Annotated in this window: 17 protein-coding genes and 2 pseudogenes; 11 read left to right on the forward strand and 8 right to left on the reverse strand. The window is 62.3% G+C overall.

Translation table 11 applies throughout. The features are described 5' to 3' along the window. Positions 1-6: 6 nt before the first annotated feature. The 6 genes and pseudogenes from JEY66_RS12825 to JEY66_RS12850 all read left to right on the forward strand — a co-directional run. Positions 7-328: pseudogene (locus JEY66_RS12825) on the forward strand (5-oxoprolinase subunit C family protein); the annotation flags it as partial. Between the two features lie 272 nt (positions 329-600). Next, on the forward strand, positions 601-2,205 hold the full coding sequence (locus tag JEY66_RS12830) for an ABC transporter substrate-binding protein (RefSeq protein WP_026193181.1): 1,605 nt from the start codon (positions 601-603) through the stop codon (positions 2,203-2,205). 17 nt (positions 2,206-2,222) lie between these two features. Then, on the forward strand, positions 2,223-3,164 hold the full coding sequence (locus JEY66_RS12835; protein WP_018273168.1) for an ABC transporter permease: 942 nt from the start codon (positions 2,223-2,225) through the stop codon (positions 3,162-3,164). Then, complete coding sequence (locus tag JEY66_RS12840; RefSeq protein ID WP_018273167.1) at positions 3,161-4,084, forward strand: ABC transporter permease; 924 nt, start codon at positions 3,161-3,163, stop codon at positions 4,082-4,084. The genes JEY66_RS12835 and JEY66_RS12840 overlap by 4 nt, the downstream gene beginning before the upstream one ends. A gap of 21 nt (positions 4,085-4,105) precedes the next feature. Further along, a complete protein-coding gene (locus JEY66_RS12845) occupies positions 4,106-5,095 on the forward strand; it encodes an ABC transporter ATP-binding protein (protein WP_018273166.1) in 990 nt (329 codons plus the stop codon). Further along, positions 5,092-6,090: an ABC transporter ATP-binding protein gene (locus JEY66_RS12850; protein ID WP_018273165.1), complete on the forward strand. Its 999-nt coding sequence runs from the start codon at positions 5,092-5,094 to the stop codon at positions 6,088-6,090. The genes JEY66_RS12845 and JEY66_RS12850 overlap by 4 nt, the downstream gene beginning before the upstream one ends. A 583-nt stretch (positions 6,091-6,673) precedes the next feature. Here the strand turns inward: JEY66_RS12850 and JEY66_RS12855 are convergent. Beyond that, the gene (locus JEY66_RS12855; RefSeq protein ID WP_018273164.1) at positions 6,674-7,903 is read right to left on the reverse strand and encodes a site-specific integrase; all 1,230 of its coding nucleotides are present in this window, start codon (positions 7,901-7,903) and stop codon (positions 6,674-6,676) included. Positions 7,904-9,020: 1,117 nt separating this feature from the next. On the opposite strand from JEY66_RS12855, the gene JEY66_RS12860 reads away from it, so the two are divergent. Continuing rightward, positions 9,021-9,344, forward strand: a complete 324-nt coding sequence (locus tag JEY66_RS12860) for a DUF736 domain-containing protein (protein ID WP_018273163.1) — start codon at positions 9,021-9,023, stop codon at positions 9,342-9,344. Positions 9,345-9,541: 197 nt separating this feature from the next. Here the strand turns inward: JEY66_RS12860 and JEY66_RS12865 are convergent, their stop codons facing one another. The 3 genes from JEY66_RS12865 to JEY66_RS12875 are packed head-to-tail and all read right to left on the reverse strand — an operon-like array spanning position 9,542 to position 11,162. Beyond that, complete coding sequence (locus tag JEY66_RS12865; RefSeq protein WP_018273162.1) at positions 9,542-10,267, reverse strand: SOS response-associated peptidase; 726 nt, start codon at positions 10,265-10,267, stop codon at positions 9,542-9,544. 3 nt (positions 10,268-10,270) lie between these two features. Continuing rightward, a complete protein-coding gene (locus JEY66_RS12870; protein WP_018273161.1) occupies positions 10,271-10,720 on the reverse strand; it encodes a hypothetical protein in 450 nt (149 codons plus the stop codon). A gap of 46 nt (positions 10,721-10,766) precedes the next feature. After that, entirely contained in the window at positions 10,767-11,162 is a 396-nt protein-coding gene (locus tag JEY66_RS12875) for a hypothetical protein (protein WP_018273160.1), read from the reverse strand. A 140-nt stretch (positions 11,163-11,302) separates the two neighbouring features. On the opposite strand from JEY66_RS12875, the gene ku reads away from it, so the two are divergent. Together ku and JEY66_RS12885 are read left to right on the forward strand one after the other, a co-directional pair. Then, on the forward strand, positions 11,303-12,226 hold the full coding sequence (gene ku, locus JEY66_RS12880; protein WP_018273159.1) for a non-homologous end joining protein Ku: 924 nt from the start codon (positions 11,303-11,305) through the stop codon (positions 12,224-12,226). Between the two features lie 32 nt (positions 12,227-12,258). Next, positions 12,259-12,936, forward strand: a complete 678-nt coding sequence (locus JEY66_RS12885) for a Rossmann-fold NAD(P)-binding domain-containing protein (protein ID WP_018273158.1) — start codon at positions 12,259-12,261, stop codon at positions 12,934-12,936. Positions 12,937-12,950: 14 nt separating this feature from the next. Here the strand turns inward: JEY66_RS12885 and JEY66_RS12890 are convergent, their stop codons facing one another. The 3 genes from JEY66_RS12890 to JEY66_RS12900 form a co-directional block, all read right to left on the reverse strand. Further along, entirely contained in the window at positions 12,951-13,208 is a 258-nt protein-coding gene (locus JEY66_RS12890) for a hypothetical protein (RefSeq protein WP_026193180.1), read from the reverse strand. A 206-nt stretch (positions 13,209-13,414) separates the two neighbouring features. Beyond that, positions 13,415-15,913, reverse strand: coding sequence for an autotransporter outer membrane beta-barrel domain-containing protein (locus JEY66_RS12895; RefSeq protein WP_026193179.1), 2,499 nt, complete (start codon positions 15,911-15,913; stop codon positions 13,415-13,417). 426 nt (positions 15,914-16,339) lie between these two features. Then, positions 16,340-17,920, reverse strand: a complete 1,581-nt coding sequence (locus JEY66_RS12900) for a winged helix-turn-helix domain-containing tetratricopeptide repeat protein (RefSeq protein WP_018273156.1) — start codon at positions 17,918-17,920, stop codon at positions 16,340-16,342. A gap of 153 nt (positions 17,921-18,073) precedes the next feature. Here JEY66_RS12900 and JEY66_RS12905 point away from each other — a divergent pair, with 153 nt between their 5' ends. Next, positions 18,074-18,397: a DUF1127 domain-containing protein gene (locus JEY66_RS12905; RefSeq protein ID WP_018273155.1), complete on the forward strand. Its 324-nt coding sequence runs from the start codon at positions 18,074-18,076 to the stop codon at positions 18,395-18,397. 543 nt (positions 18,398-18,940) lie between these two features. Here the strand turns inward: JEY66_RS12905 and JEY66_RS12910 are convergent. After that, on the reverse strand, positions 18,941-19,300 hold the full coding sequence (locus tag JEY66_RS12910) for a transposase (RefSeq protein ID WP_129965227.1): 360 nt from the start codon (positions 19,298-19,300) through the stop codon (positions 18,941-18,943). Between the two features lie 969 nt (positions 19,301-20,269). On the opposite strand from JEY66_RS12910, the pseudogene JEY66_RS12915 reads away from it, so the two are divergent. Continuing rightward, positions 20,270-21,558 (forward strand): annotated as a pseudogene (locus tag JEY66_RS12915) (ParB/RepB/Spo0J family partition protein); the annotation flags it as partial. Positions 21,559-21,959 lie beyond the last annotated feature (401 nt).

A 21,959-nucleotide genomic window follows, 5' to 3' on the forward strand; every position in this document is an offset into this window, starting at 1 on the left:
GATCTCGGCATCGCGATGGGTGCGATCCAGGTGCCGGGGGACGGCCGTCCGATCGTTCTGATGGCCGATCGTCAATCAACCGGCGGCTATCCGAAGATCGCCACCGTCATCGGTCCCGATCTCGGTCGGCTGGCCCAGGCGAGGCCCGGAACGACGTTCCGCTTCGAGGCGGTATCGATCGAGGAAGCGGTCGCTGCGCGTCGCCAAGAGGCCCGCGCTGGCGCGGGGCATTGTCGCCGAGCGGCTATTGCGTGTGCATCTCAGCCCTGAATTTTTGCTCGGCCTCAATCTGATCGACGGCGTCGTCAGCGTCGATCCTTGCGGATAACGCCCGCATCGACATCACGACCATGTCGAAATTCTTGGCAGGTACCTGACCGGCGCCCGCAAGCCGGTTGTGATTCACGTTGAAAATGCGTCTGTCCGAAAGCCGCTGCTATCCGATCCGGTCCCAACTCAGGTGGACTGCGCTGGCATACCATTTGCACGCAAAATAATCACTCATCATCGGTCCGACCGCCGGTTTGACCTCACCTGTACCGAAACCCGCCGCCGAAGCAGGGCGGAGTCGCCGCAACACCCCGACGCTTGGAGAACTTCATGGATCGCAGGACTCTGTTGAAAGGATTGGCCGGGGCAGGCGCCCTGGCGGCGACCGGCGGTGTTTCGATGCCGGCCCTTTCCCAAGGCGCGGCGGCGCGCACCTTGCGCTTCGTGCCTCAGGCCAATCTCGCGAATTTCGATCCGATCTGGGGGACCCAGTACGTGGTGCGCAATGCCGCCGCACTGGTGTGGGACACCCTCTACGGCGTCGACGCGATGCTGCAGCCGCAGCGCCAGATGGTTGAGTCCGAGGAGGTCACCGATGACGGCCTGACCTGGACCTTTCGGCTCCGGTCGGGGCTGAAGTTCCACGACGGCGAGCCGGTGCGCAGCAAGGACGTGATCGCGAGCATCACGCGCTGGGCGGCCCGCGATCCGATGGGGCTCATGATCAAGGCGCTTCAGCAGGAACTGACCGCCGTCGACGACAGGACCTTCAAACTGGTCTTGAAGCAGCCTTACTCGAAGCTGCTCTACGCACTGGGCAAGAACAATACGCCGATCGCCTTCATCATGCCGGAGCGTATCGCGCAGACCGATCCGTTCAAGCAGATCACGGACTATGTCGGCTCGGGACCGATGAAGTTCGCGAAGGCCGAATGGGTGCCCGGCGCCAAGGCGGTGTTCGAGAAATTCACCGACTACGTGCCGCGGCAGGAGAAGGCGTCCTGGCTCGCCGGCGGCAAGCAGATGCTGATCGATCGTCTGGAATGGGTGGTGATCCCGGATCCGGCCACGGCGGCGGCGGCGCTGCAGAACGGCGAGGTCGATTGGTGGGAGAGCCCGATCACCGATCTCGTGCCGGTGCTCAAGAGCAACCGCAACATCAGCGTCGACATCGCCGATCCGCTTGGCAACGTGGGTTCGTTCAGGATGAACCACCTTTACCCGCCCTTCAACGACGTGAGAGCGCGGCGTGCGGTGCTGATGGCGATGAGCCAGGAAGATTACATGCGGGCGCTGGTGGGGGATGACACCTCGCTTTGGAAGCCGCTGCCGGGCTTCTTCACGCCGGGTACGCCACTCTATTCGGAGGCGGGCGGCGAGATACTCAAGGGCAAGCGCGATCTCGACGCGGCCAAGAAGCTGCTGGCCGAGAGCGGTTATTCGGGCCAGCCGGTGACTTGCCTGGTGGCGCAAGATCAACCGATCACCAAGGCGCAGGGCGACGTCACGGCGGATTTGTTGAAGAAACTCGGCATGAATGTCGACTTCGTCGCGACCGATTGGGGCACGGTCGGTTCCCGTCGCGCCCAGAAGACGCCTCCGGGGCAGGGCGGCTGGCAGATGTTCCACACCTGGCACGCCGGCGCCGACTGCATTAACCCCGCCCCCTACAACGCCATTCGCGCCAATGGTGACAAGGCGTGGTTCGGCTGGCCTTCGAGCGATGCCGCGGAAAAGGAAGTCGTGGAATGGTTCGGAGCCAAGAATCTCGATGAAGAGAAGGCGGCGATCAATCGCCTGAACAAGGCGGCACTCGACGACGTGGTCTATGCGCCGACCGGTTTCTTCCTCGGCTATACGGCGTGGCGCAAGAACGTCTCCGGAATCGTGAAGGGGCCGCTGCCGTTCTTCTGGGGCGTGTCGAAGACCGCATGACGGCACGGTAAACCGACATGGTCTCGTATATCCTGCGGCGGATTCTCGCGACGTTGCCCGTGATGGCGATCGTCGCGCTGTTCGTCTTCAGCCTGCTCTACATTGCGCCCGGCGACCCTGCGGTGGTAATCGCCGGCGATCAGGCGAGCCCCGCCGACGTCGAACGGATACGCCAGACCCTCGGCCTCGACCGGCCGTTCCTGGTGCAGTTCGGGTCCTGGCTCTGGCACATCCTCCACGGCGATCTCGGCACCTCGATCTTCACGAGCCTGCCGGTCTCGACGCTGATTGCGCAGCGCATCGAACCGACACTCTCGCTGATGGTGCTCACTCTGCTGCTGACGATCCTGGTCGCAGTCCCGCTTGGCGTGGTGGCGGCGTGGAAGGCGGGAAGCTGGTTGGATCGCACCATCATGACGTTTGCCGTGTTCGGCTTCTCGCTTCCCGTCTTCGTCGTCGGATACGTGCTCGCCTACGTGTTCGCGCTCAAGTTCGAGTGGCTTCCCGTGCAGGGCTACACGCCGCTCAGCGAAGGCTTCTGGCCGTGGCTGCAGAATCTGATCCTGCCGGCGGTCGCGCTCGGCTGCGTCTACATCGCGCTGATTGCGCGCATTACTCGTGCCTCCATGCTCGAAGTGCTGCAGCAGGACTATATCCGTACCGCCCGCGCCAAGGGCCTTGGAATGCGCAACATCCTGTTCGTTCATGCGCTGAAGAATGCCGCCGTTCCGATTGTGACTGTAATCGGTATCGGCATCGCCCTCTTGATCGGCGGCGCGGTGGTGACTGAAAGCGTGTTCGCGATTCCGGGCCTCGGCCGACTGACGATCGATGCGATCCTGCGGCGCGACTACCCGGTGATTCAGGGCATCGTGCTGCTGTTCAGCTTCCTCTACGTGCTGGTCAATCTGATGGTTGACGTCGTCTACACCCTGGTTGATCCGAGGATCCGCTATTGACCATATCCACCACCAGCACTGCGGCCCTGCCACCGGGCCTGGTTATCGCGCCGCAACTGCCTGAACTGCTGCGGCCGGTGAAGATCCGGCACGGTCTGATCGGTTTTCTCCGCGGTCATCCGACGGTTGCGATCGGCGGCGCATTGCTGCTGTGCCTGATCCTGATCGCGATCTTCGCGCCCTATCTCGGAACCGTCGACCCGACCGCGCTGGCGCCCGCCAAGCGGACCCGCGCGCCCTCGGCGCACTTCTGGTTCGGCACCGACATGCTGGGCCGCGACATCTACTCGCGCGTTCTTTACGGGGCGCGGGTCTCGCTCACCGTCGGCCTTTCGGTGGCGGCTCTCGCCTCGCTCGCCGGCCTTGCCATCGGCCTCGTCTCGGGCTTCGTGCGATGGGCGGACGGCATCCTGATGCGGTTCATCGACGGGTTGATGTCGATACCGCCGATCCTGCTCGCGGTCGCGCTGATGGCGTTGACGCGCGGCAGCGTCGGCAACGTCGTCCTGGCCATCACCGTTGCCGAAATTCCGCGCGTGACGCGTCTGGTGCGCGGCGTCGTGCTGTCGCTGCGAGAGCAGCCCTATGTTGACGCCGCCGTCGCATCCGGCACGCGAACGCCGATGATCATCCTGCGCCACATCCTGCCGAACACGCTGGCATCGATGCTGGTCCAGGCCACCTACATCTGCGCCAGCGCCATGATCGTGGAGTCCATCCTCTCCTTCATCGGCGCCGGCACGCCGCCGACGATTCCGTCCTGGGGCAACATCATGGCCGAGGGCAGGGCGCTGTGGCAGGTCAAGCCTTACATCGTGTTCTTTCCCGCAGCGTTCCTCTCCGTCACCGTCCTCGCCGTCAACCTGCTCGGTGACGGTCTGCGTGATGCGCTCGATCCACGCCTGGCCAAGAGCCTGTAGGACAGACGAGGTTTCGATCCGATGGCACTGCTCGAAGTCGAGAATCTGCAGACCCATTTCCGCACTCCCGACGGGATCAACCGCGCCGTCGACGGCGTGTCCTTCCAGGTCGCCGAAGGCGAGACGCTGGCCATCGTCGGTGAATCCGGCTGCGGCAAGTCGGTCACCTCGATGTCGCTGATGCGGCTGATTCCGGAGCTGCCGGGCAGGATCGCGGGCGCTGTCCGTTTCCAGGGCAGGGACCTGCTGCAACTGTCCGAGCGCGAGATGCGCGGCATTCGCGGCAATGACATTTCGATGATCTTCCAGGAGCCGATGTCGAGCCTCAATCCGGTGCTGACCGTCGGTCGCCAGATCGGCGAGACGTTGCGGCTGCATCAAGGACTGGACAAGCAGGCCGCGGAGGCGCGCGCCGTCGAGATGCTCAATCTGGTCGGCATCCCGGAGCCGGCACGGCGCGTGCGCGAATATCCGCATCAACTTTCGGGAGGCATGCGCCAGCGCGTGATGATCGCGATGGCGCTGGCCTGCAATCCAAAGCTCCTGATCGCCGACGAGCCGACCACGGCGCTTGATGTGACGATCCAGGCCCAGATCTTGCAACTGATGCTGGAGCTCAAGCGTAGCGTCGGCGCGGCGATCGTGCTGATCACCCATGATCTCGGTGTGGTCGCCGAGATCGCCGAGCGCGTCATGGTGATGTATGCCGGCCGCAAGGTCGAGGAAGCGCCGGTGGCCGCGCTGTTCCGATCTCCGCGTCATCCGTATACGCAGGGCCTGCTCGGCGCGGTGCCCAGGCTCGGCTCGTCCCTCACCGGCGCGGCGCGACGGCTTGCCGAAATTCCCGGGCAAGTGCCCAACCTCAAGCAGGCGATCGTGGGCTGCGCCTTTGCCGGGCGGTGCGCGCTTGCAACCGATCTCTGCCGTCAGGTCGCGCCGGGCCTCGAAGAGAAGGGGCCCCGCCACATCGCCGCCTGCCATTATTCTGCCAAGGAGGCGGCCGCGGCATGAGTGCTCCGCTGCTCCAGGTCAACGACCTCAAGAAGCATTTTCCGGTTCGCGGCGGCTTGTTCGGCCGCAGCTCCGGCGCGGTCCACGCCGTGGATGGCGTGTCCTTTGAGGTCGGACGCGGCGAGACCCTCTCGCTGGTCGGCGAATCCGGCTGCGGCAAGTCGACGGTCGGCCGCGCCATCCTGCGGCTGTTCGACATCACCGCCGGCCAGGTCGTGCTCGATGGCCAGCGCATCGACGATCTCTCGCCCGGCGGGCTGCATGCCATTCGCCGTCGTTTGCAGGTGGTGTTCCAGGATCCGTTCTCCAGCCTCAATCCGCGGATGCGGGTGCGCGACATCCTGGCCGAGCCGATCCGCAATTTCGGTCTCGCCAAATCCGCCGCCGATCTCGAGGCGCGGGTCGCGGAACTGATGGACACCGTGCGCCTGCCGCATGACGCGCTGAACCGGCGGCCCCATGAATTCTCGGGCGGTCAGCGCCAGCGCATCGGCATCGCCCGCGCGCTTGCGGCGGAGCCGGATCTGATCGTCTGCGACGAGGCGGTTTCGGCGCTCGACGTCTCGGTCAAGGCGCAGATCGTCAATCTGCTGCAGGATCTGCAGCAGCAGTTCGGGCTTGCGTTGCTGTTCATCAGCCATGATCTGGCTGTTGTCGAGCACATGACGCACCGTGTCGCTGTGATGTATCTTGGCAAGATCGTCGAAATGGCGCCGAGCCACAAGATCTTCGCCTCGCCGGCGCATCCCTACACCAGGGCTTTGCTCTCGGCGGTGCCGGTGCCGAAGCCCGGCGCGGTCCGAAACCCAATCGTCCTGAAGGGCGACGTCCCAAGCCCGATCAATCCGCCGAGCGGTTGCCGTTTCAACACCCGGTGCCCGTTCGTCTTCGATCGCTGCAAATCAGAGGAGCCGACACTTCGATCGGCTGGCGGCGGTCAATGGGTGGCGTGTCATCTCGAAACGCTGCCGGAGACGTCGGGCCCTGCCGTATGATCCGTCGGCGTCGCGATGCAGTCGGCCTAGTCTTACGGACGACGCGCATACGAGCCGTTCGAGGGCAACCCCAAGGGCTCTCAGGTGAGTTCCTCAAATGCCGCAAGCGGCGAACGTCCGCGTGGTTGGCGCGTTCGCCGAGAGGGCTGACGAGAAAGTCGAGCGGTCCAGAGCAACGAAGAGAGGTATTTCCGGCGCGGTCGCCAACAGGCTGTGGACTGAAAGCCGGCTAAGCAGCGATTTAGCGGAGTAACGGACCCCTGACTCAAACCCCCGATTCCTTCTCCCTGAGGCGCCCGACGCGTGCCAAGCGACGTCACGTCCGCCAATCCTACCGATCCGTGAGAGCTTTGGACACGACCTCGTGAGGTTCGGAGCGGTGGGTATGGAATTGAGTTTTGTCGGACACAACCCCCTTTCGGCCGTAGCTCCAACGGTGGGTTTTGGTTAGAAAGCTCGAAAGTGCGTTATCATTCAATAGTGATTGACTGACACTCTCTCCGCCGCAAAAGGAAGCTCCTGGGACTTCAGGTGAACTTGGTAGTCATAACCCGCGCTAACAATCCAAATTCAGCTGCGTCTTCTATCTACGCAATGGCAGGACCGACCCGAAACTGTCCCGATTTCCTTCGGCCTTTCTGTCTCGCTTGGCAATCTTCTCGACAGCGTCCGCAAGATAATCCGGGTGATGATGACCGTAGGTATTGAGCAGAACGTCAAGCGACATGCCCAAATAGCCCGCCGCCTGCCACGGATCGGCGCCGCGCTGCATCAGCCAGGTTGCTGCCGTATGCCGGAGTGTGTGAGGCGAGACGCCCGCGCCGAGACCGGCCAGTCCGACGGCGGTCTTGAAAGCCGTCTTTACCGAGGTGACGGGTTTTCCGTTGAATTCCACGAAGTGCTTTGCGTGATGGTCGATCTGATGCCACCGCTTAAGATGGGCAAGCAGGCGCGGCGGGATCGGCACCGGCGGTTGCCGCTTGTTGGTCTTTGCGTCGCCCTGGCGGCGTCGGTAGTAGATGCCGCGATCCAGATCGACGAAAGCGCGGCCGACCGCCGGAATGGGTGAGGCTGCTGCGATCGCGCCGGCTCGGGATCCGCTGTAGACGCCGATCAGAATGAACCGTGCGAGATGGCGTAAGGGCCGCTTCCCGGTCGCGACCTTTTGGCCTTTGAGCGGACCCCGGAACATTTTCTGCATCTCGCGGTAGCGCCAGCACGTCCAGATCAGCTTGGCGGCGTCGGATCTCGTGAGCCATCTATCGCGCGGCTCGCCCTTGGCGGGCAGCGTGATCTTGACGATCCCTCGATGATAGCCCTCTGCAGCGTGATGATTGATGGCCGCGCGCAGGTCTTCGAGGTCGCGCCGTGAGCCTCCTTTGTTGCCGCGCTCTTTTGCGAATTGACGGCACTGCTCGCCATCGACATCGGCGAGCATCTTGGCGCCCCACCAATCGTTCAGCCGTCCGATGCGCTTCTTGAACTTGCGTATGCCGGGAATCGTCTCTTCCTGATCTTCAGCGACCTTGAATTGATCGCGGAGCTTGGCGAGCTCGGCGTCAAGGTAGATCGAGAGCACATCCCCGATGGGGATCGATTCAATGTCCTGGGCCTTACGCTTGGGGATGTATTTCGACGCAATGTAATCCTTCAGCGCCTGCTCGGCGGCCGTAATTTCATCTGCAACGCAGCCTGTGCCGATATCCCGGCCGTTGTCCCGGATGATCCAGGTTGCTCTGTGGGTGATCTTGCCGCTCTTGTCTCGTCGGGCGGCTTTGAGCTGGAGCCTGGCCCCCTTGCTTCGACGCGGCATAATTCCCTCATTCGCTCAATATGAAAAAGTGTCGTGTAGTCCTTGCCCGCGATGCGTTCGATGATGAGTCGCCCGCGAGCGTTCTCTCGGCGCAATCCGGAAGCGGTCATCGAACCATCCGGGAATGCCACGGCCGCCGCCACAGAAAGCCGGAGAGGCTCGTTCGGGCCAATGTTCTCCCGGCGATTTGAGAGGTCGGCCATGTTAGCGAAATCGCGATCTGCGAAGCACTAACTGTGATCGAATTTCACGCGGACGCCGTTGTTTTTTTTCTGGTCCCCTGAAGCTTGTGCTTGGCCTGAATTGCCGGACGAGGATCGGAGGAGCTGGTACTCGCCCGCAATGATCGGGAGTACCGCGCCCCTCAGCGCAATCGCCAGGAGGCGTTCTTCCACGCGAGCTAGACGTCTCGAGGTCATCGGTGCCCATCGGCACATACAATCGGCTCGTGGACGGCAGCTCAATTGCGACAAGCGGCAGTTTGGGCAGGCTAGGGCGGCTGCGAAGAAGGCTCGGGGCAGGCGCGCCAACATTGTCCTAGATGCGGATGTCGATCACTTTTGCGATATGCTCCATCTGCTTTGGGCCAGTTCAGCTTTGACTGGGTGACGCTTGCTCCTCCTTTATCACGTGCGCGAAGTCGGCTGGCTTAAGCGAGGCGGTCGACTCCCTCACTGACCGACCGTCCTCACCGCTCAATGACTTTCGTCGGCTGCTCGCGTCGGCTGCTCGATATGCCTCGAACGATTTTACCGGGCTGGGTGTCTCGCCGATACTGGCAGATCTGACAGGTTGTGCATTGGCCTGCCGCGCCGCCTGAGACGCTCGGTTCGGAGTCTTCGATGCGATCAGTGTTCATCCTTGGCTCCTTCCGCGGACGACTTCCCTGCTTGTGGACGTGACGACCTATGGGAAGCGAGACGCCATCCGAAACCCTCGCCGGCTCCTTTTTTCCCCGCCGGCAAGCCGTCTCCTCGCGATCGCTCCGCTGCAAAAAAGGTGCTGTCTCGGGTGCGCCGCTGCGCTTCGCCCCGGCGGGTTCAATGCCGTCTCGCTTCCCATGACGGTCTCGCCAACGCAGGGGATCGGCCCTGCGGCAGCGAAGGAGACAGACCACATGACTGCAATCGGATTCGTCACCCGCACGGACAACGGCGGCTACAGGGGCGAGCTCAAGACCTTGTCGATCCGCGCCCACATCGACATCGTTCCCAATAGCGGCAAGTCGACTGAGGCTCAGCCGGATTTCCGCATCATCGCCCAGGGAGTTGAGATCGGCGCCGGCTGGATCCGGCGCGGGGAGAGCAGCGGCAAGGACTACGTCAGCCTGTCACTCGCAGCACCCGAACTTGGGTCTCGCAAGCTCTACGCCAATCTCGGCCGAGCCGCCGGCCTGGGCGATGACAACGGCTTCTTCCTGATCTGGAATCCGGGAGACTAGGCCGGGATATTGGGCTCCCGCGCTGCGCGCGGGAGCCTTTCTTGTCACCAGGGAGGACAGCGGTCGATTGTCGTTGCGCATGGCCACGACGGCTTGTCCCGCCGCTTAACGGACGCATCGAGGGCGTCCATATCGATCTGGATGATCCGGTGTTACTGAACCGACGCAGTTGCCTGGTTCGTCATCGTTCTCGATGGTCACGGCGCTAGCCCAGCCGTATCTTCCTTGACGCCGCGGGCAACGATCTTGAGCGTTTCGTCGGCGAGCGGCCGCTGTAGTTTCAGGGCCTCATCGGGAGGTGCCGTCATCCAGGTTTCTACCTCGTCCGGCGATGTCAGGATCACCGGCATCGCCTTCGGGTGGATGGCGCCGACCTCGGCGTTCGGCTCCGTTGTGAGGAACGCGTAGAGGTCGTTGGTTGTCTCGCCTTCCTTGACCTTCCGAACGGACGTCCAGCTGGCGCAGATGCCGGCGAAGCAGGCGAGGGGACGGCTCTCGTCGAGCGCGAACCAGATATCACCGCCTTCGGCTTTGTTGAACTCGCTGAAGGAGTTGAACGGCACCACGCAGCGGTTTTCGACGCCGAGCCATTTCGTCCAGTGCTTGCTCTTCACGTTGCGGATGTTGGTCGTGCCGCCGTCCGGCTCCATCCGCAGCAGCTCCTTGAAATCGACCGCCTTGCCTTTCGCCTCGAGCTTTGCTGCGCGCTTTTTGGTCGCCTCCATCAGGGCGTGCTGCGATGACGGCATTCCCCACCGGGCCGTCGTGAGTTCGCGGCCGCCGGGCCCATTGCGCACGATCGGTGCCTTGTAATCGGGAAAGACCCCCGGCATCGGCGCAAGATTGCCAACATAGCGGTTGACGACGCGGAACAGCGCGCTGATGGCGGCCTGGTTGGTCGTGATCGAGTAGAGATTGCACATCGGTCAGGGTCCGGTCCGAGGGTGGCGCGGCTGCCCGGCCAGTTGTAACAAAGTCGTGGAGGGACGCCCGCTCGCGTTGGTGCATTTTCGGCAGCGCAGCCGGGTGGCGAGATCATGCACGAAGTGGGTTCGCGGATGCTTGAACGCCGCGAGGTTGACGTCACTCGACGTCTTGCAACGTTCGCACATGATCTCGAGCCAGGGGAAGCCTCCATTCACGGCCTGGTCGATCGCCGGGGACGGGGCGATCGGCTCTCCGTCGGACCACATGCGTTCGTTCCAGCTCTCGCACAGCAGCTTGTTTGCCTGTCGGATGAGTGCTTCCCCCTTTGTCCGCAACTCCGCGGATCGGGCGGCCAGGATGCTGGCCATTGCGCGCGCCTTGCCGAGCTCCTTCGTCAGTGCCTTGCGGCCGCTGCCTGACAAGGGTGTAGGGTGGTATTTTGGGGCCATCCAGACATCCCGGTACAAAGAGATCGGGTCGGCGACCTGGAGCTCGCTACGGCGTTTCGAACGCCGGCCAGCAACCGTCTTCCTCATGCCTGCCGGTTCGTTGCCGGCAGGTATTGTCGAGCAGCCGCTGCGCGACGTCCTTCCAGATTGCGTTGCGGCCATACAATCGGACTGCATCGGCTGTCTGGATTTCGACGATCCGCTCGCAGCGGCGGCACGATACGCGAAGGACGTGACGCCGAATGTCAGACAGACGCCGTTGCCGTATCTGGACGTCGGTCGTATCGGCGCGAGGATCCTTGAGCACCGATTCCCAGTATTCGGCGGGAAGCGGTGCATCCGGAGCCGCGGCGGGCGGAGCCGGCCTGTGGACGGCCTCGGCGGCCAGTTTTTCCATCTGCTTCGGGGTCGGCTTGCGCCAGCTCGCGGGTCGGTCGGTCATGCCGAATTAGAACATAACAAGAACAAATGTCGAGTCGCCCCGGGCAGTGACGGAGAAAAAATTGTCCTGTTGGGGAGGCGGTGCTGTCGGAACCAGGGCCTGCGGATCGTCTTGAATCCGGCATCAGTATCGGAGTTCCCATGGCCCCCCGCGCTAACTGGAAAGGCTTCCTGCGGCTCTCGCTCGTCACCTGTCCGGTCGCGCTGTATCCGGCAACGTCCGAATCCGAGAAGGTCTCGTTCAACCAGCTCAACCGCAAGACCGGCCACCGGATCAAATACGCCAAGGTCGACGCCGACACCGGCGAAGAGGTCGCCAATGAGGACATCGTCAAGGGTTACAAGGTCGACGACGACACCTTCATCGAGGTGACCAGGGAGGAGCTCGAGAACGTCGCACTGGAATCGACGCGAACCATCGAGATCGACGAGTTCGTCGATCGGAGCGAGATCGATCCGCGATATCTGATCCGGCCCTACTATCTGTGTCCTGACGGCAAGGTCGGGCACGATGCGTTCGCCGTGATCCGCGAAACCATCCGCGAGATGAACAAGGTCGCGATCGGGCGCGTGGTGCTGACCAACCGCGAGCACATCATCGCGCTCGATGCCATGGACAAGGGTCTGATGGGAACGCTGCTGCGCTATCCTTACGAGGTGCGTTCAGCTGCCGAGTATTTCGACGACATCCAGGATGTCAAAGTCACCAAGGACATGCTCGATCTCGCCAGGCACATCGTCAATCAAAAGTCGGGTCACTTCGAACCTGAGAAGTTCGAAGACCAGTACGAAACCGCCCTGATCGATCTCATCAACAGGAAACGCGCCGGCAAGCCCATCACCGCGAAAGCGCGGCCGCGTGGCGAGAACGTCGTCGATCTGATGGACGCGCTGCGCAAGAGCATTGGCGGCGAAAAGGCCGCACAAGCAGCCAAGCCGGCCAGGAAGCCGCGCAAGGCCGCAAGCGGTCAAAAGGAAATGCTGATGCCGATCGCCGGCAAGAAACCCGCGAAGGAAGCTGCGGCAAAGAAGCCGGCAGCAAGGCCGCAGCGGAAGTCAGCCTAGGTCCGGCTGATCCGGGCTGATATAGTGATGGCATGGCATTCCGTGTCTTGATCATCGGCGGCACGGGGCAGGTGGGCGCTGCGGTGGTGCGTGCCCTGGCGGCGGAGCCGTCCTGCGCCGAAGTCGTGATGGTCAATCGCCGGGCGATTGCTCTGACCGCTGATCCCCGAGTGCGGCAGGTGGTCCTGAATACCGCAGCTGCCGAATTTCTGTCAGAGGTAACCAAGCTTGCCCGGAGCTTGATTGCGCAGGGCGATCCCGTCTTTGCGGCATGCTGTGTCGGTGTCGGTCAAGGTAGCCTGAAATGGAGCGAGGAGGAGCTGAAGGCGCTTGAGATCGGCGTGGTCGGCGGCTTTGCCCGCGGTTGCCGCGCCGCAGGTATCACACGGTTTGCTCTGCTGTCGGCCGTGGGAAGCACTTCGAAAAGCAGAATCCGCTATGTCCGGATCATGGGGCTCAAGGAAGAGACGGTTGAAGCGGTCGGCTTCCAACGCCTCGCGATTTTTCGGCCGGGAATCATCGCGGGCAATGTTCATACGCCGAGCTATGTCACTTGGCTCGACCGCTTGATTCCGGGGCGGTTTGGCGTGATCGAGCAGGACGATATCGCTCGCGCCTTTGTCGCGGAGTTCGTGGATAGCGCGGCCCACGATGGTGTTGTGTATCTCGAGAACGGGGCCATGCGACGAATGTCCCGCACCCTCAAATAGCCCGCGTTTCCTGATCAGGGGCATTCGGGGCAGGTATCGCCGATCGAATCCAGCACCTCTCGAATCTCGGCCACCGCTTCATCAGTGGAGATGCCTACCGGTCGGTCGTTATGGGCGATATCGAAGGCCCGATCCCGCGCATGCGGATCGGCGCGATCCTGCATCCAGCCGTGCTCCTCGCACTCGCGGATCGCACCCGCTTCCTGAAGCACATGGATCGCCCATCCGCGCAGCGTCCTTATCGCCGGCCTTCGTTCCCTCGTCATCAGCACTGAAATCGCTCCTGACAGACGAATCGCTCTGCCCGCAATTCGTTCCCCTCCTAGCACATGGCTGGGATTTGCGACGATCCGAACTCAATGATGACGTCCGATGCGCTCGTTGCACGCTGTGGCCGCTATCGGGGGAAAGCGGAAGTCCTCCGGCGCGCACAATCTTGGGCGCAGACTGGCACAGCTATCCAGTTGCCGCGGCTCGGTTACCGGCTTCTCGCACGAGCGTTCGCGCGCCATCGCTCCGGGAGGCTCTGCGGCGAGGCGGCCGGTTTCCACTCCAGGGACACGACCCAGTTGTCGAAGACCGTGTTGAAGCTCCCGGACTGGTACGAGAAGTTCTCGCCCGCCAGCCAAAAGTAGCCGGCATCGGCTGCGTAGGTAAAGAGCGTCCAGGTATGGGGCTTCTTCCAGAACGCGTTGCCACCGTCCGGGTCCCCGTCGAGGGCGCTGAAGTCGAGGAAGAGCCAGAGAGGCGCATTCTTGGCGCCGAGGTTCGTATCCGGCGAGTTGAACTGAAGCGCGTTCCAGTAGATCCCAGGTCCGGCTCGGGGATCAGCATCGTCCACGAGCTTCTGCAGCTGCCAATAGAAGCTCGCGTCGCCGGTCATAGTGGTCTCGCCGGTGAACGTGATCAGGCCAGCCTGCGGGCCTGACTGGATGATGCCGCTGATCGAGGTGGTCCCGCTGATTGTTCCGCTCCCTTGTAGTATGCCGCCGGGAGCAGGCGAATCGGTGCCGGTCGCTGCAATGGTGACCGGGCCCGAGACCGTCCCACCGTTCATGAACAGTGTACCCGACTCGCCGACAACAACCGCGCCGGTCACCGTGCCGGCGACCTCCAGCGTCGCCGCGTAGGATACCAGCACCTCGCCGGCACCCGTTGCTGATCCACCGGTACCGCCGGCAATCAGCGTACCCCCATTGATTCTGACCAGACCGGAAAGCGTACCGCTGCTGTCTGCACTCAAGGTCAGCGTGCCGGGACCGAAGATCGTCAGGCCCGCCGATCCCTCGATGGCGGCTGTGATCTGCGAACTACCGCCGCTAGCATTGGTGTAGATCAGGCCTTCTGCCGCGCCGAACGAAAGCCTCGCAGTAGCGATGCTGCCGCCGTTCATGATGAGGCCCGCGGCGTCGCCGCTCGCCTGGCTTCCGACCAGAATGCTCGCATCGCCGCCCGTAATCGCTCCGCCGTTCACTTCGAGCGCCGCCACCTGCGGCACACCGCCGCTCTCGACCGCCTGGCTGTCGACGACCTCGTAGACGGCATCGGCCGGAACGTCGTTGATGCTGACATCCGTCGACGACACGGTGGCCGCGCTCGCGAAGCCCCCGGAGGGCGAATAGGTCAGGAACTTGCCCGAGCTGGCCGCGTCGTCGTCCTCTCCGAGAATGTAGGGAGCGACGATCCCATTCATGACGATGGGCAGGTTTGCTCCCGTTCCTGCCACGAACACCTGTTGCGTCAGCCCAAGCTGGGCCATGCCGCCGCCCGGCACGATAACAAGCGTTCCGCCGGAGTTGCGGACAATGTTCGTCAGGGTACCGTCGTCATTGCCCCCGATTACGACGCGATAGTTGCCGCTTCCGGAAAGCTGCAAGGCGCCTCCCGTAGAGCCGATGACGAACGTCGCCAGAGATCCCGAGGCGATCTGCACATCGACCGTCGCGCCGTCCGAACGAAGCTCGAGTATTCCGCCGTTCGTCACCGTCACCCTGAAGCTGCCAAATGGTGTGCCCGATGTCCGGGTACTTGCCAGCGTCCCCGCGCCTACGGTGTTGTGTCCTATCAGCTGGTTCGTGTTGGTGAGCAGGAGCGTGCCTTCGCCGTATTTGTGCAGGCCGCCCAGCCCGGAGATCGGCGCGACGACGGTCAGCGTGCCGCCGTTCGTGTTGATGACCTTAGGCTGGTTGATCGTCCATGTGCTGGGTTCATATCCGGATGTCGAGGGCAGCGCCGACTGCGAGATCGCCCAAGCTTGCCCCTGCCAGAGCACGGCGTAGACGCCCCACCCGGTGAGCGCGTCGGTGACGACCTGGCTGTAGTCTTCGGAAGGCTGCGGCAGATTTTCCAGCGTCCATCCGCTGGGCATCTGCGCGATCTGGACGGTCTGCGGATTGCTAGACGGGAGGTTGGGTACGTTCTCGAACGAGGCGGGGAAAGCGTTGTTGATGGTGATCGTGCCGCCCGTCAGGTTCACCGTGAGCGGTGCGAGGACATGGCCGCCGTAATTCTCCATGTATCCCTTCGTCGTCTGGGAAACGGAATACCAGCCAACCGCGAAATTGGCCAAGACGATCGTCTGCGGACTCTCGGACACGTTCGGGGCCAACTGATCGGCGAGCCACGCGAGGTCCGGATTAGAAGTGCTCGTCAAATTATAGAGATCAGGCCCGATTCCGCAGGCCGACAGATAGTCGGCCATCCCGTTCGTCATACCGTCCACGAAGCTGCCGCTCTCGCTCGACGTCCGCATCAAGCCCGCGACCACCCTTTCCAGGTTGATTGCCACGGGGTCGTCCTCGCCGTTGTAGACCACAGGAGCAACCTGCGTGAAGCCGTTTGCCGACAGCCAGTAAAGGCCCATGACCATCGACGTCGGGCCGCAATAGGCTTCACCGTCCCCGGGCAGGCTCTGCCCGAAGGGCCCGAAATCGGTCTGGATGATCGAAGGCGTGCTCTTGATGGGGTCTTTCCACATGGGGCTGGTCCACTCCTGTCCGACAAAGCCACGGTACGCGCTTGAGCCGCAGGTCAATGTCCCGTTAATTGCGGTGCACAACTTGTGGATACTTTATCGAGTCGATACTGTCTAAGAGTGTAGGCTGGAATCTTGAAAGTGCGCAAGCTGGGTCTCCAGCCTGGCCGGCAGGGACGGCTTAGGAGTTCAAGCGCGGGCCGCCGAGCGGCAGCATGTTCATCGTGAGTAGCGCTGCGGCAGGGCCTGGCAACAGGTGGTGTTACGGCCGATCCGGATAACGCGAACGTCTACTTCTGAGGCGTGCTGCGAATCCTGTAAGTGGCACCTTTGAGATATGGCGACCAGCTCTGAAGATGTCCGTTCATTGGGGTAGACCGGAAGTACCCGACTGACTGCCAGAACGGCGTCTCTGACCCATCTGCGACATTACCCCTCCGGTACTCCTGCCAATCGCATGCCCTCATAAATGCGCTCACGTTTGGCGAGGTAAGCTGGATTATCGGTCGACGGGCTGGCGCGGAAGCGGCGGATGCTGAAATTAGGTTGAAGCGCGAGCCCCGCTTGCGCAGCGGCCCGCGCGTCATCGAGTGTTCCAAGCAGTGCTAGAGCAGCGGCGAGCCCAAGATGCGCAAACGGATAATTTCGGTTGGCGTCGATGCTCCTGCGGAGCCAACAGACGGCTTCCCTATCGGCACTAAGTTGCAACTTAGCGAAACCGACATACTGCATCCACATGAAGGCATGAATGTCGCGGGGAGACAGGCGGAGTGCCTCTAAGACATGCGCCTCAGTGTCCCCGCCGCGACCGAGGAAAATCTTGGCTTGACCGATTAACCCGTGCGCATGGGCCAGATTTCGGTCCAACGCCAAAGCGTGTTGTAGTTCGTCAATGCCCTCGGACACGCGGTTCGTGAAAATTTTTGCTGTTCCCAAATGTAAGTGAGCCAAGGCGTGGTTCGGCGCGAGGGTCAGGACATGCATAACGGCCGCTTCCGCTATGGTAAGGTACTTTATCCGATTGTCGGTCATGTAGCCGGCACCAACAATGCCATCAACATGCGCTAAGCCCAGACGCGCTTCGATATTGCCGGGATCAAGCGTCAGGGCGCGCTCGAAAAAGTGGCGCGCCTGCAAGATATATTCGGGAGTCAACCCCATATTGAGCTTAGCTCTGCCCTGGAAGTACAACTCCATTGAATTGGGATGCGCCGAACGTTGTGCTCTCACGGCCTCGGCTGCGACGAGCTGCGCGTCTAAGGAGTTAGCTAGCCTAGATATGATCTCGTCCTGCATATCGAACAAATGGGTGACGGGTTTGTCAAAGCGGTCCGCCCATAAATGCGTGCCGGTTTCAGCGTCTACCAGCTGCACGCTGACGCGAAGTCGGCTTTCGTGGCGCTGTACGGAGCCTTCTAGCACATACCGGATGTTCAACTCGCGACCGATTTGCTTGAGGTCAGCCGCTTTGCCCTTGTAGGTGAATGCGGTGTGTCGCCCGATCACCAATGAGCCGCTGATCCGCGACAAGTCCGTAGTGAGGCTTTCCGTCACACCATCGACGAAATAGTCGTGCTCTGGGTCGCCGCTGAGGTTGGCGAAGGGCAACACAACGATGGAGAGGCGAGGCGGTGAAAGCGACCTTTGTGCCGTGCCGTCGTTCTGCGCCGCCGAACTTGCCGACGCAGTTTCGGGCCTCTGCCCTTCGTGCACTACGCCAACGAAGCGAAAGCCTTTGCGCGGCAACGTTTTGATTAGGCACTGCTTGTCACCATCGTCACCGATTGCGGCGCGAGCGGCATTCAAGCGGGTCGTCAACGCGGCATCTGAGACTATGCGTCCGTTCCAAACCGCGCTTATGACTTCGTCCTTGCTGACGACGCGCTCCCTGTGCCGGATCAAATAGTCTAGTAGATCGAAGACCTGCGGCGTGATGGAAACAGGGATGGTTCCGCGATGTAGCTCGCGACGGTCAGTATCGAATGCGTACTCCTCGAAGAAATAGCGCATCTGACGATCCCTTAGGGCCTTCGATTTTCAGGCTTTAACGCCCTCGAACGCAAAGAATAAGCCGCTGGTAAGGAAAATGTAAGCCGGATGTCAGGCGCGGTGGCTCGTCGTACAGCATGTTCGTCCTGTGAAAAGTCGACAGGACACACGGCAATGAGCACAGTCCAAGAGATCACCAAGTTGCAGCACAGAGCAACTACCGACCGGCCGGTCTATAGTCCGCTCGAAGCATATTGGAAGGCATTTCAGGAGTGGCGCAAACGCCGGAGGCTGCAAACGGAATTATGCCGCCTGACGGACCGCGAGCTGATGGATATTGGCACGACGCGAGGCGAGATTGACTACGTCGTATCGAACAGAGATATCGACCCGCGAGGCATACGAGCCGAATGGGTCCAATGCCTGCCAACAGTGGACGGCCAGATCCACCCACATTGGGACAAGCACCTCTCAGAAACACGCACCCAACCTCGCTAGTGCAATGCGCGGAAACCATCGCGGTCTGCTACGCAAGCCGTTATGGCTGCTTCTGGCCCATCGCGGCCATCCGTGGCTTGCTGGCCAATGTCGCCTTTTGAGCCAGATGAAGACGTACATTGCCTTGGCCGCCCGCCGTTCGTGTCACGCTCTACCCGCGGGCATGCGCCCGCGACCGCAGTCGCAATGCGTCTCCGCCCCTTGAGTCACGATGGTTGCCGCCTATCGCTTCTGCCTGGTCCGCTCCTCTGTTCGGAGTCGACCCAAAAAGTTCGCTCCATGATGGGGTCCGGCGAGGCGAGGTCGTCCAAGCTCACAGCACCTGCTGAAACGCACAGGGATCGAAACGGACTGACCTTCCCCACGTCCTCGGCAGAGCAGATGGCTACGCCGGAACGATCCTTAAGTCGCGCTCGAAGCTGACGGCTGACCGAAACGGAAGTCTGTACCAGCCACCCACATACGGTGCATGATGATCGCCAGCTTCCTGGCTACTGCTACGCATGCTTTCTTCGCCCCTACGCGTTTGGCGAGCTTTATGCCCTATGCGCGCAGAACGGACCACTTCTTCGCGATCCGAAGATGCGAGTTCGCAGCTTCGTAGAGAGCGTGGCGCATCAGCTTATCACCGCACTTGCAGATATTGCCGGATGGGTCGATCTCGCCAGACTGATAGGCGCGAGGCGTCAGTCCCAAGTGCGCCGCGGCCCTCGGGTCCTTGAACCGTGCATGATCGTCAATCGTCGCCTTGAAGGACCGGCTCACGATTGTGCCCACGCCCGAGACTGTCATCAAACGCCTGCAGACCTCATCCTTACGCGCCATTTGCGAAAGCTGCCGGTCCAATAAAGCCTTCTTCACTCGCATAGCGTTACGCACGTCGAGTAAGGGTTCGATTGCCAATCGTAACTCTGGTGCGTGCGCGAGCAAGGCTTCGACCTTGGTGGCGAAGCGGGCACGATGCACAAGCCCAGCTTGAGGCCATGCACCTTTAACAAGCCGCGAATGGTGTCTTCGATCGCCAGCATGTGATCAACGAACTTCCTACGAGCAATCAAGATCGTCCGTAGAATCTGCGAGGCCTTTGCTCTTGACGTGTACCTCCCGGTAGTGGCCAAGTCGCATCATCTCGGCAATGCCGTGCGCATCACTTGTTGGGCCGAGAGGACAGAAAACGCTGGCGCGCTTCCACGCAAACGATCTGAAAGCCGCTCTCGACCAGAGCACCGTAGAGCCATTCTGACAAAGGGCAGGCCTCAATACCAACCAGCGCAATCCGGTGGCGCCATCCAAGGCTTTAATGAGCGCGATCGGTTCGCTATATATGCAACATGTCGCTATATATAATGTGTCGCTCGCCGGAGGCACTCGCCCGCGGGCCCCGCCGTCATTGCATGCCGGCGTCGCTATCGCTGTCCCGCGTTCGGGTGCCTTGTTAACCGGTCTCGCGACTGCAGTCGCCTCGGTGCCCGCGGGCATTGCATGCCCGCGTCGCTATCACTGCCCTGTCGGCGGCTGCCTCTTTGATCTTGTCACTCTTGGTTTGATTTCACTTCTTCCGGGTTGCTCAGCGTTCTCATCGTCGAGAGCTACGGGGCGCTGCCCCTCGCGCGCGCCAGGGTAAAGCGCCGGCTGGAGCCGGCACCGACCCGAGCGGTCTCCCCGGTCTTCCGCGCTTCGCTCATTTGCCGACCTTGGACGAATTGGGACGCGCTTGTGCAGACCCGCTTCTCGTGAAGCGGCCCTGATCGGGCGGGCGAACCCCCTCCACTCGGGTCGCCCTGGCACTTGCTAGCCCCGGTCTCGCCGACGGGCAGGGGGCGCAGGCGCGGAGTGCGCCTTGCACCCATGAAGCCAAAAAGGAGATCGATCATGTCGGCCAAGTCAGTTGAACAACTGAACGGAACGGAGGTTCTCATTCCGCTCGGCAAGCTCAAGAAGTCCCCCAGGAATGCCCGCAAGACGCCGCACAGCGATGCGGCGATTGAGGCCCTGGCGGCGAGCATTGCAGCCAAGGGCATGCTGCAGAATCTGGTCGTTGAACCGGAGGTCGATGGCGAGGGGGCGGCCACGGGGATTTTTTGTGTGACCATCGGCGAGGGCAGGCGGCTGGCCCAGCTGCTGCGGGTCAAGCGCAAGGAGATCAAGAAAAACGAGCCGATCCGCTGCATCGTCGATACCGCGAACGATCCGCACGAGATCAGTCTCGACGAGAACGTCACCCGGGAGAAGATGCATCCGGCAGACGAGTTCGAGGCCTTCAAGAAGCTTGCAGACGAGCGAGGGTTCGGCGCGGAGGAGATCGCGGCGCGTTTCGGCGTCACCGCGCATGTGGTGCGGCAGCGGCTGCGGCTGGGATCGGTTTCGCCCAAACTGGTACAGCTTTATCGCGACGGCGAGCTGACCCTTGAGCAACTGATGGCATTTGCCATCACGGATGATCCGGCCCGGCAGGAAGCTGTCTATGAGCGCCTGCCCTTCGATCCGGATGCCTCGACCATCCGCCGTCTGCTCACCGAAACCCATGTCGCCGCCACGGATCGCCGCGCGCGTTTTGTCGGGCTAGAGGCCTATGCGGAAGCGGGCGGCACTATCCTGCGCGACCTCTTCACCGAGGATCGCGGCGGCTATCTGGAAGACGTCTCGCTGCTCGATCTCTTGGTGACCGCAAGGCTCGGCCGCGAGGCGGATACGCTGCGGGCGGCCGAGGGATGGAAGTGGACGGAAGCCCATCTCGACTTTCCGCATGCCCACGGCATGCGCCGCGTCTACCCGCATCCGGTCGAGCTTTCGGCGGAGATCAGGCCGCGCTTCAGGCGGTTCAGACCGAGTTCGACCGGCTGACCGAGCAGCACCAGACGGCCGAGGAACTGCCTGACGAGGTGGACGCGCGGTTCGGCGAGCTGGAGGCCGAAATCGAGCGGTTGGAGGCGAAACGGCAGGCCTACGATCCCGCCGACGTCGCGCGCGGCGGCGCGTTCGTGGTCCTCAATCACGATGGCACGGTGCGGATCGAGCGGGGTTTCATCCGCCCGGAGGACGAGAAGCCCGAGGCCGAAACCGGGCCTGACAGCGACGCCGACGCGCGAGATGAAGAGGACCGGGACGGCGAGGAGGGGGCGCTGGATGGCGAGGACGACGAGGCCACGAGCGACGAGCTGCCGTCGCTGCTGCGGATGGCTGCGCTGCACGCGCAAACCGATCTCCAAAGCGAGACGCAAGGTGGCGAGCCTCATGCGGTAGCTGCAGAGTGAAGCCAACGTCGGGGCCGCTTAGGCGGCCCCGGCGAGCCACAAAATTGCGGCCGCGCACCTGATGGTGCGCGGCCGATTCCATGTATGCAAAGCCGCGATTCCGCTACGCAAACGCCCACTCCGATCGAGGGCATGATTCGTTCGATCAACGCCGATTGCTGTACCCAGGGTGGCCGTATTGCACCTCGTTCGATCTTGACCAGCGAGGCATAGGCCGGGGCCGGGAAGCATGGATCCTGGGCTTGACCGCGCGCATCCAGCGCGCATTGGGGCGGATAATTCTGACGGCGCGACGGTGTCCTGTGCGT

Source organism: Bradyrhizobium elkanii USDA 76, from assembly GCF_023278185.1.
GTDB classification, from domain to species: domain Bacteria; phylum Pseudomonadota; class Alphaproteobacteria; order Rhizobiales; family Xanthobacteraceae; genus Bradyrhizobium; species Bradyrhizobium elkanii.

Excerpts from the sequence above, each read along its gene's own strand:
- JEY66_RS12830 (WP_026193181.1), top strand. The coding sequence starts at position 601 with ATGGATCGCAGGACTCTGTTGAAAGGATTGGCCGGGGCAGGCGCCCTG.
- JEY66_RS12835 (WP_018273168.1), top strand. The coding sequence starts at position 2,223 with ATGGTCTCGTATATCCTGCGGCGGATTCTCGCGACGTTGCCCGTGATG.
- JEY66_RS12845 (WP_018273166.1), top strand. The coding sequence starts at position 4,106 with ATGGCACTGCTCGAAGTCGAGAATCTGCAGACCCATTTCCGCACTCCC.
- JEY66_RS12850 (WP_018273165.1), top strand. The coding sequence starts at position 5,092 with ATGAGTGCTCCGCTGCTCCAGGTCAACGACCTCAAGAAGCATTTTCCG.
- JEY66_RS12855 (WP_018273164.1), bottom strand. The coding sequence starts at position 7,903 with ATGCCGCGTCGAAGCAAGGGGGCCAGGCTCCAGCTCAAAGCCGCCCGA.
- JEY66_RS12860 (WP_018273163.1), top strand. The coding sequence starts at position 9,021 with ATGACTGCAATCGGATTCGTCACCCGCACGGACAACGGCGGCTACAGG.
- JEY66_RS12865 (WP_018273162.1), bottom strand. The coding sequence starts at position 10,267 with ATGTGCAATCTCTACTCGATCACGACCAACCAGGCCGCCATCAGCGCG.
- JEY66_RS12870 (WP_018273161.1), bottom strand. The coding sequence starts at position 10,720 with ATGGCCCCAAAATACCACCCTACACCCTTGTCAGGCAGCGGCCGCAAG.
- JEY66_RS12875 (WP_018273160.1), bottom strand. The coding sequence starts at position 11,162 with ATGACCGACCGACCCGCGAGCTGGCGCAAGCCGACCCCGAAGCAGATG.
- ku (WP_018273159.1), top strand. The coding sequence starts at position 11,303 with ATGGCCCCCCGCGCTAACTGGAAAGGCTTCCTGCGGCTCTCGCTCGTC.
- JEY66_RS12885 (WP_018273158.1), top strand. The coding sequence starts at position 12,259 with ATGGCATTCCGTGTCTTGATCATCGGCGGCACGGGGCAGGTGGGCGCT.
- JEY66_RS12895 (WP_026193179.1), bottom strand. The coding sequence starts at position 15,913 with ATGTGGAAAGACCCCATCAAGAGCACGCCTTCGATCATCCAGACCGAT.
- JEY66_RS12900 (WP_018273156.1), bottom strand. The coding sequence starts at position 17,920 with ATGCGCTATTTCTTCGAGGAGTACGCATTCGATACTGACCGTCGCGAG.
- JEY66_RS12905 (WP_018273155.1), top strand. The coding sequence starts at position 18,074 with ATGAGCACAGTCCAAGAGATCACCAAGTTGCAGCACAGAGCAACTACC.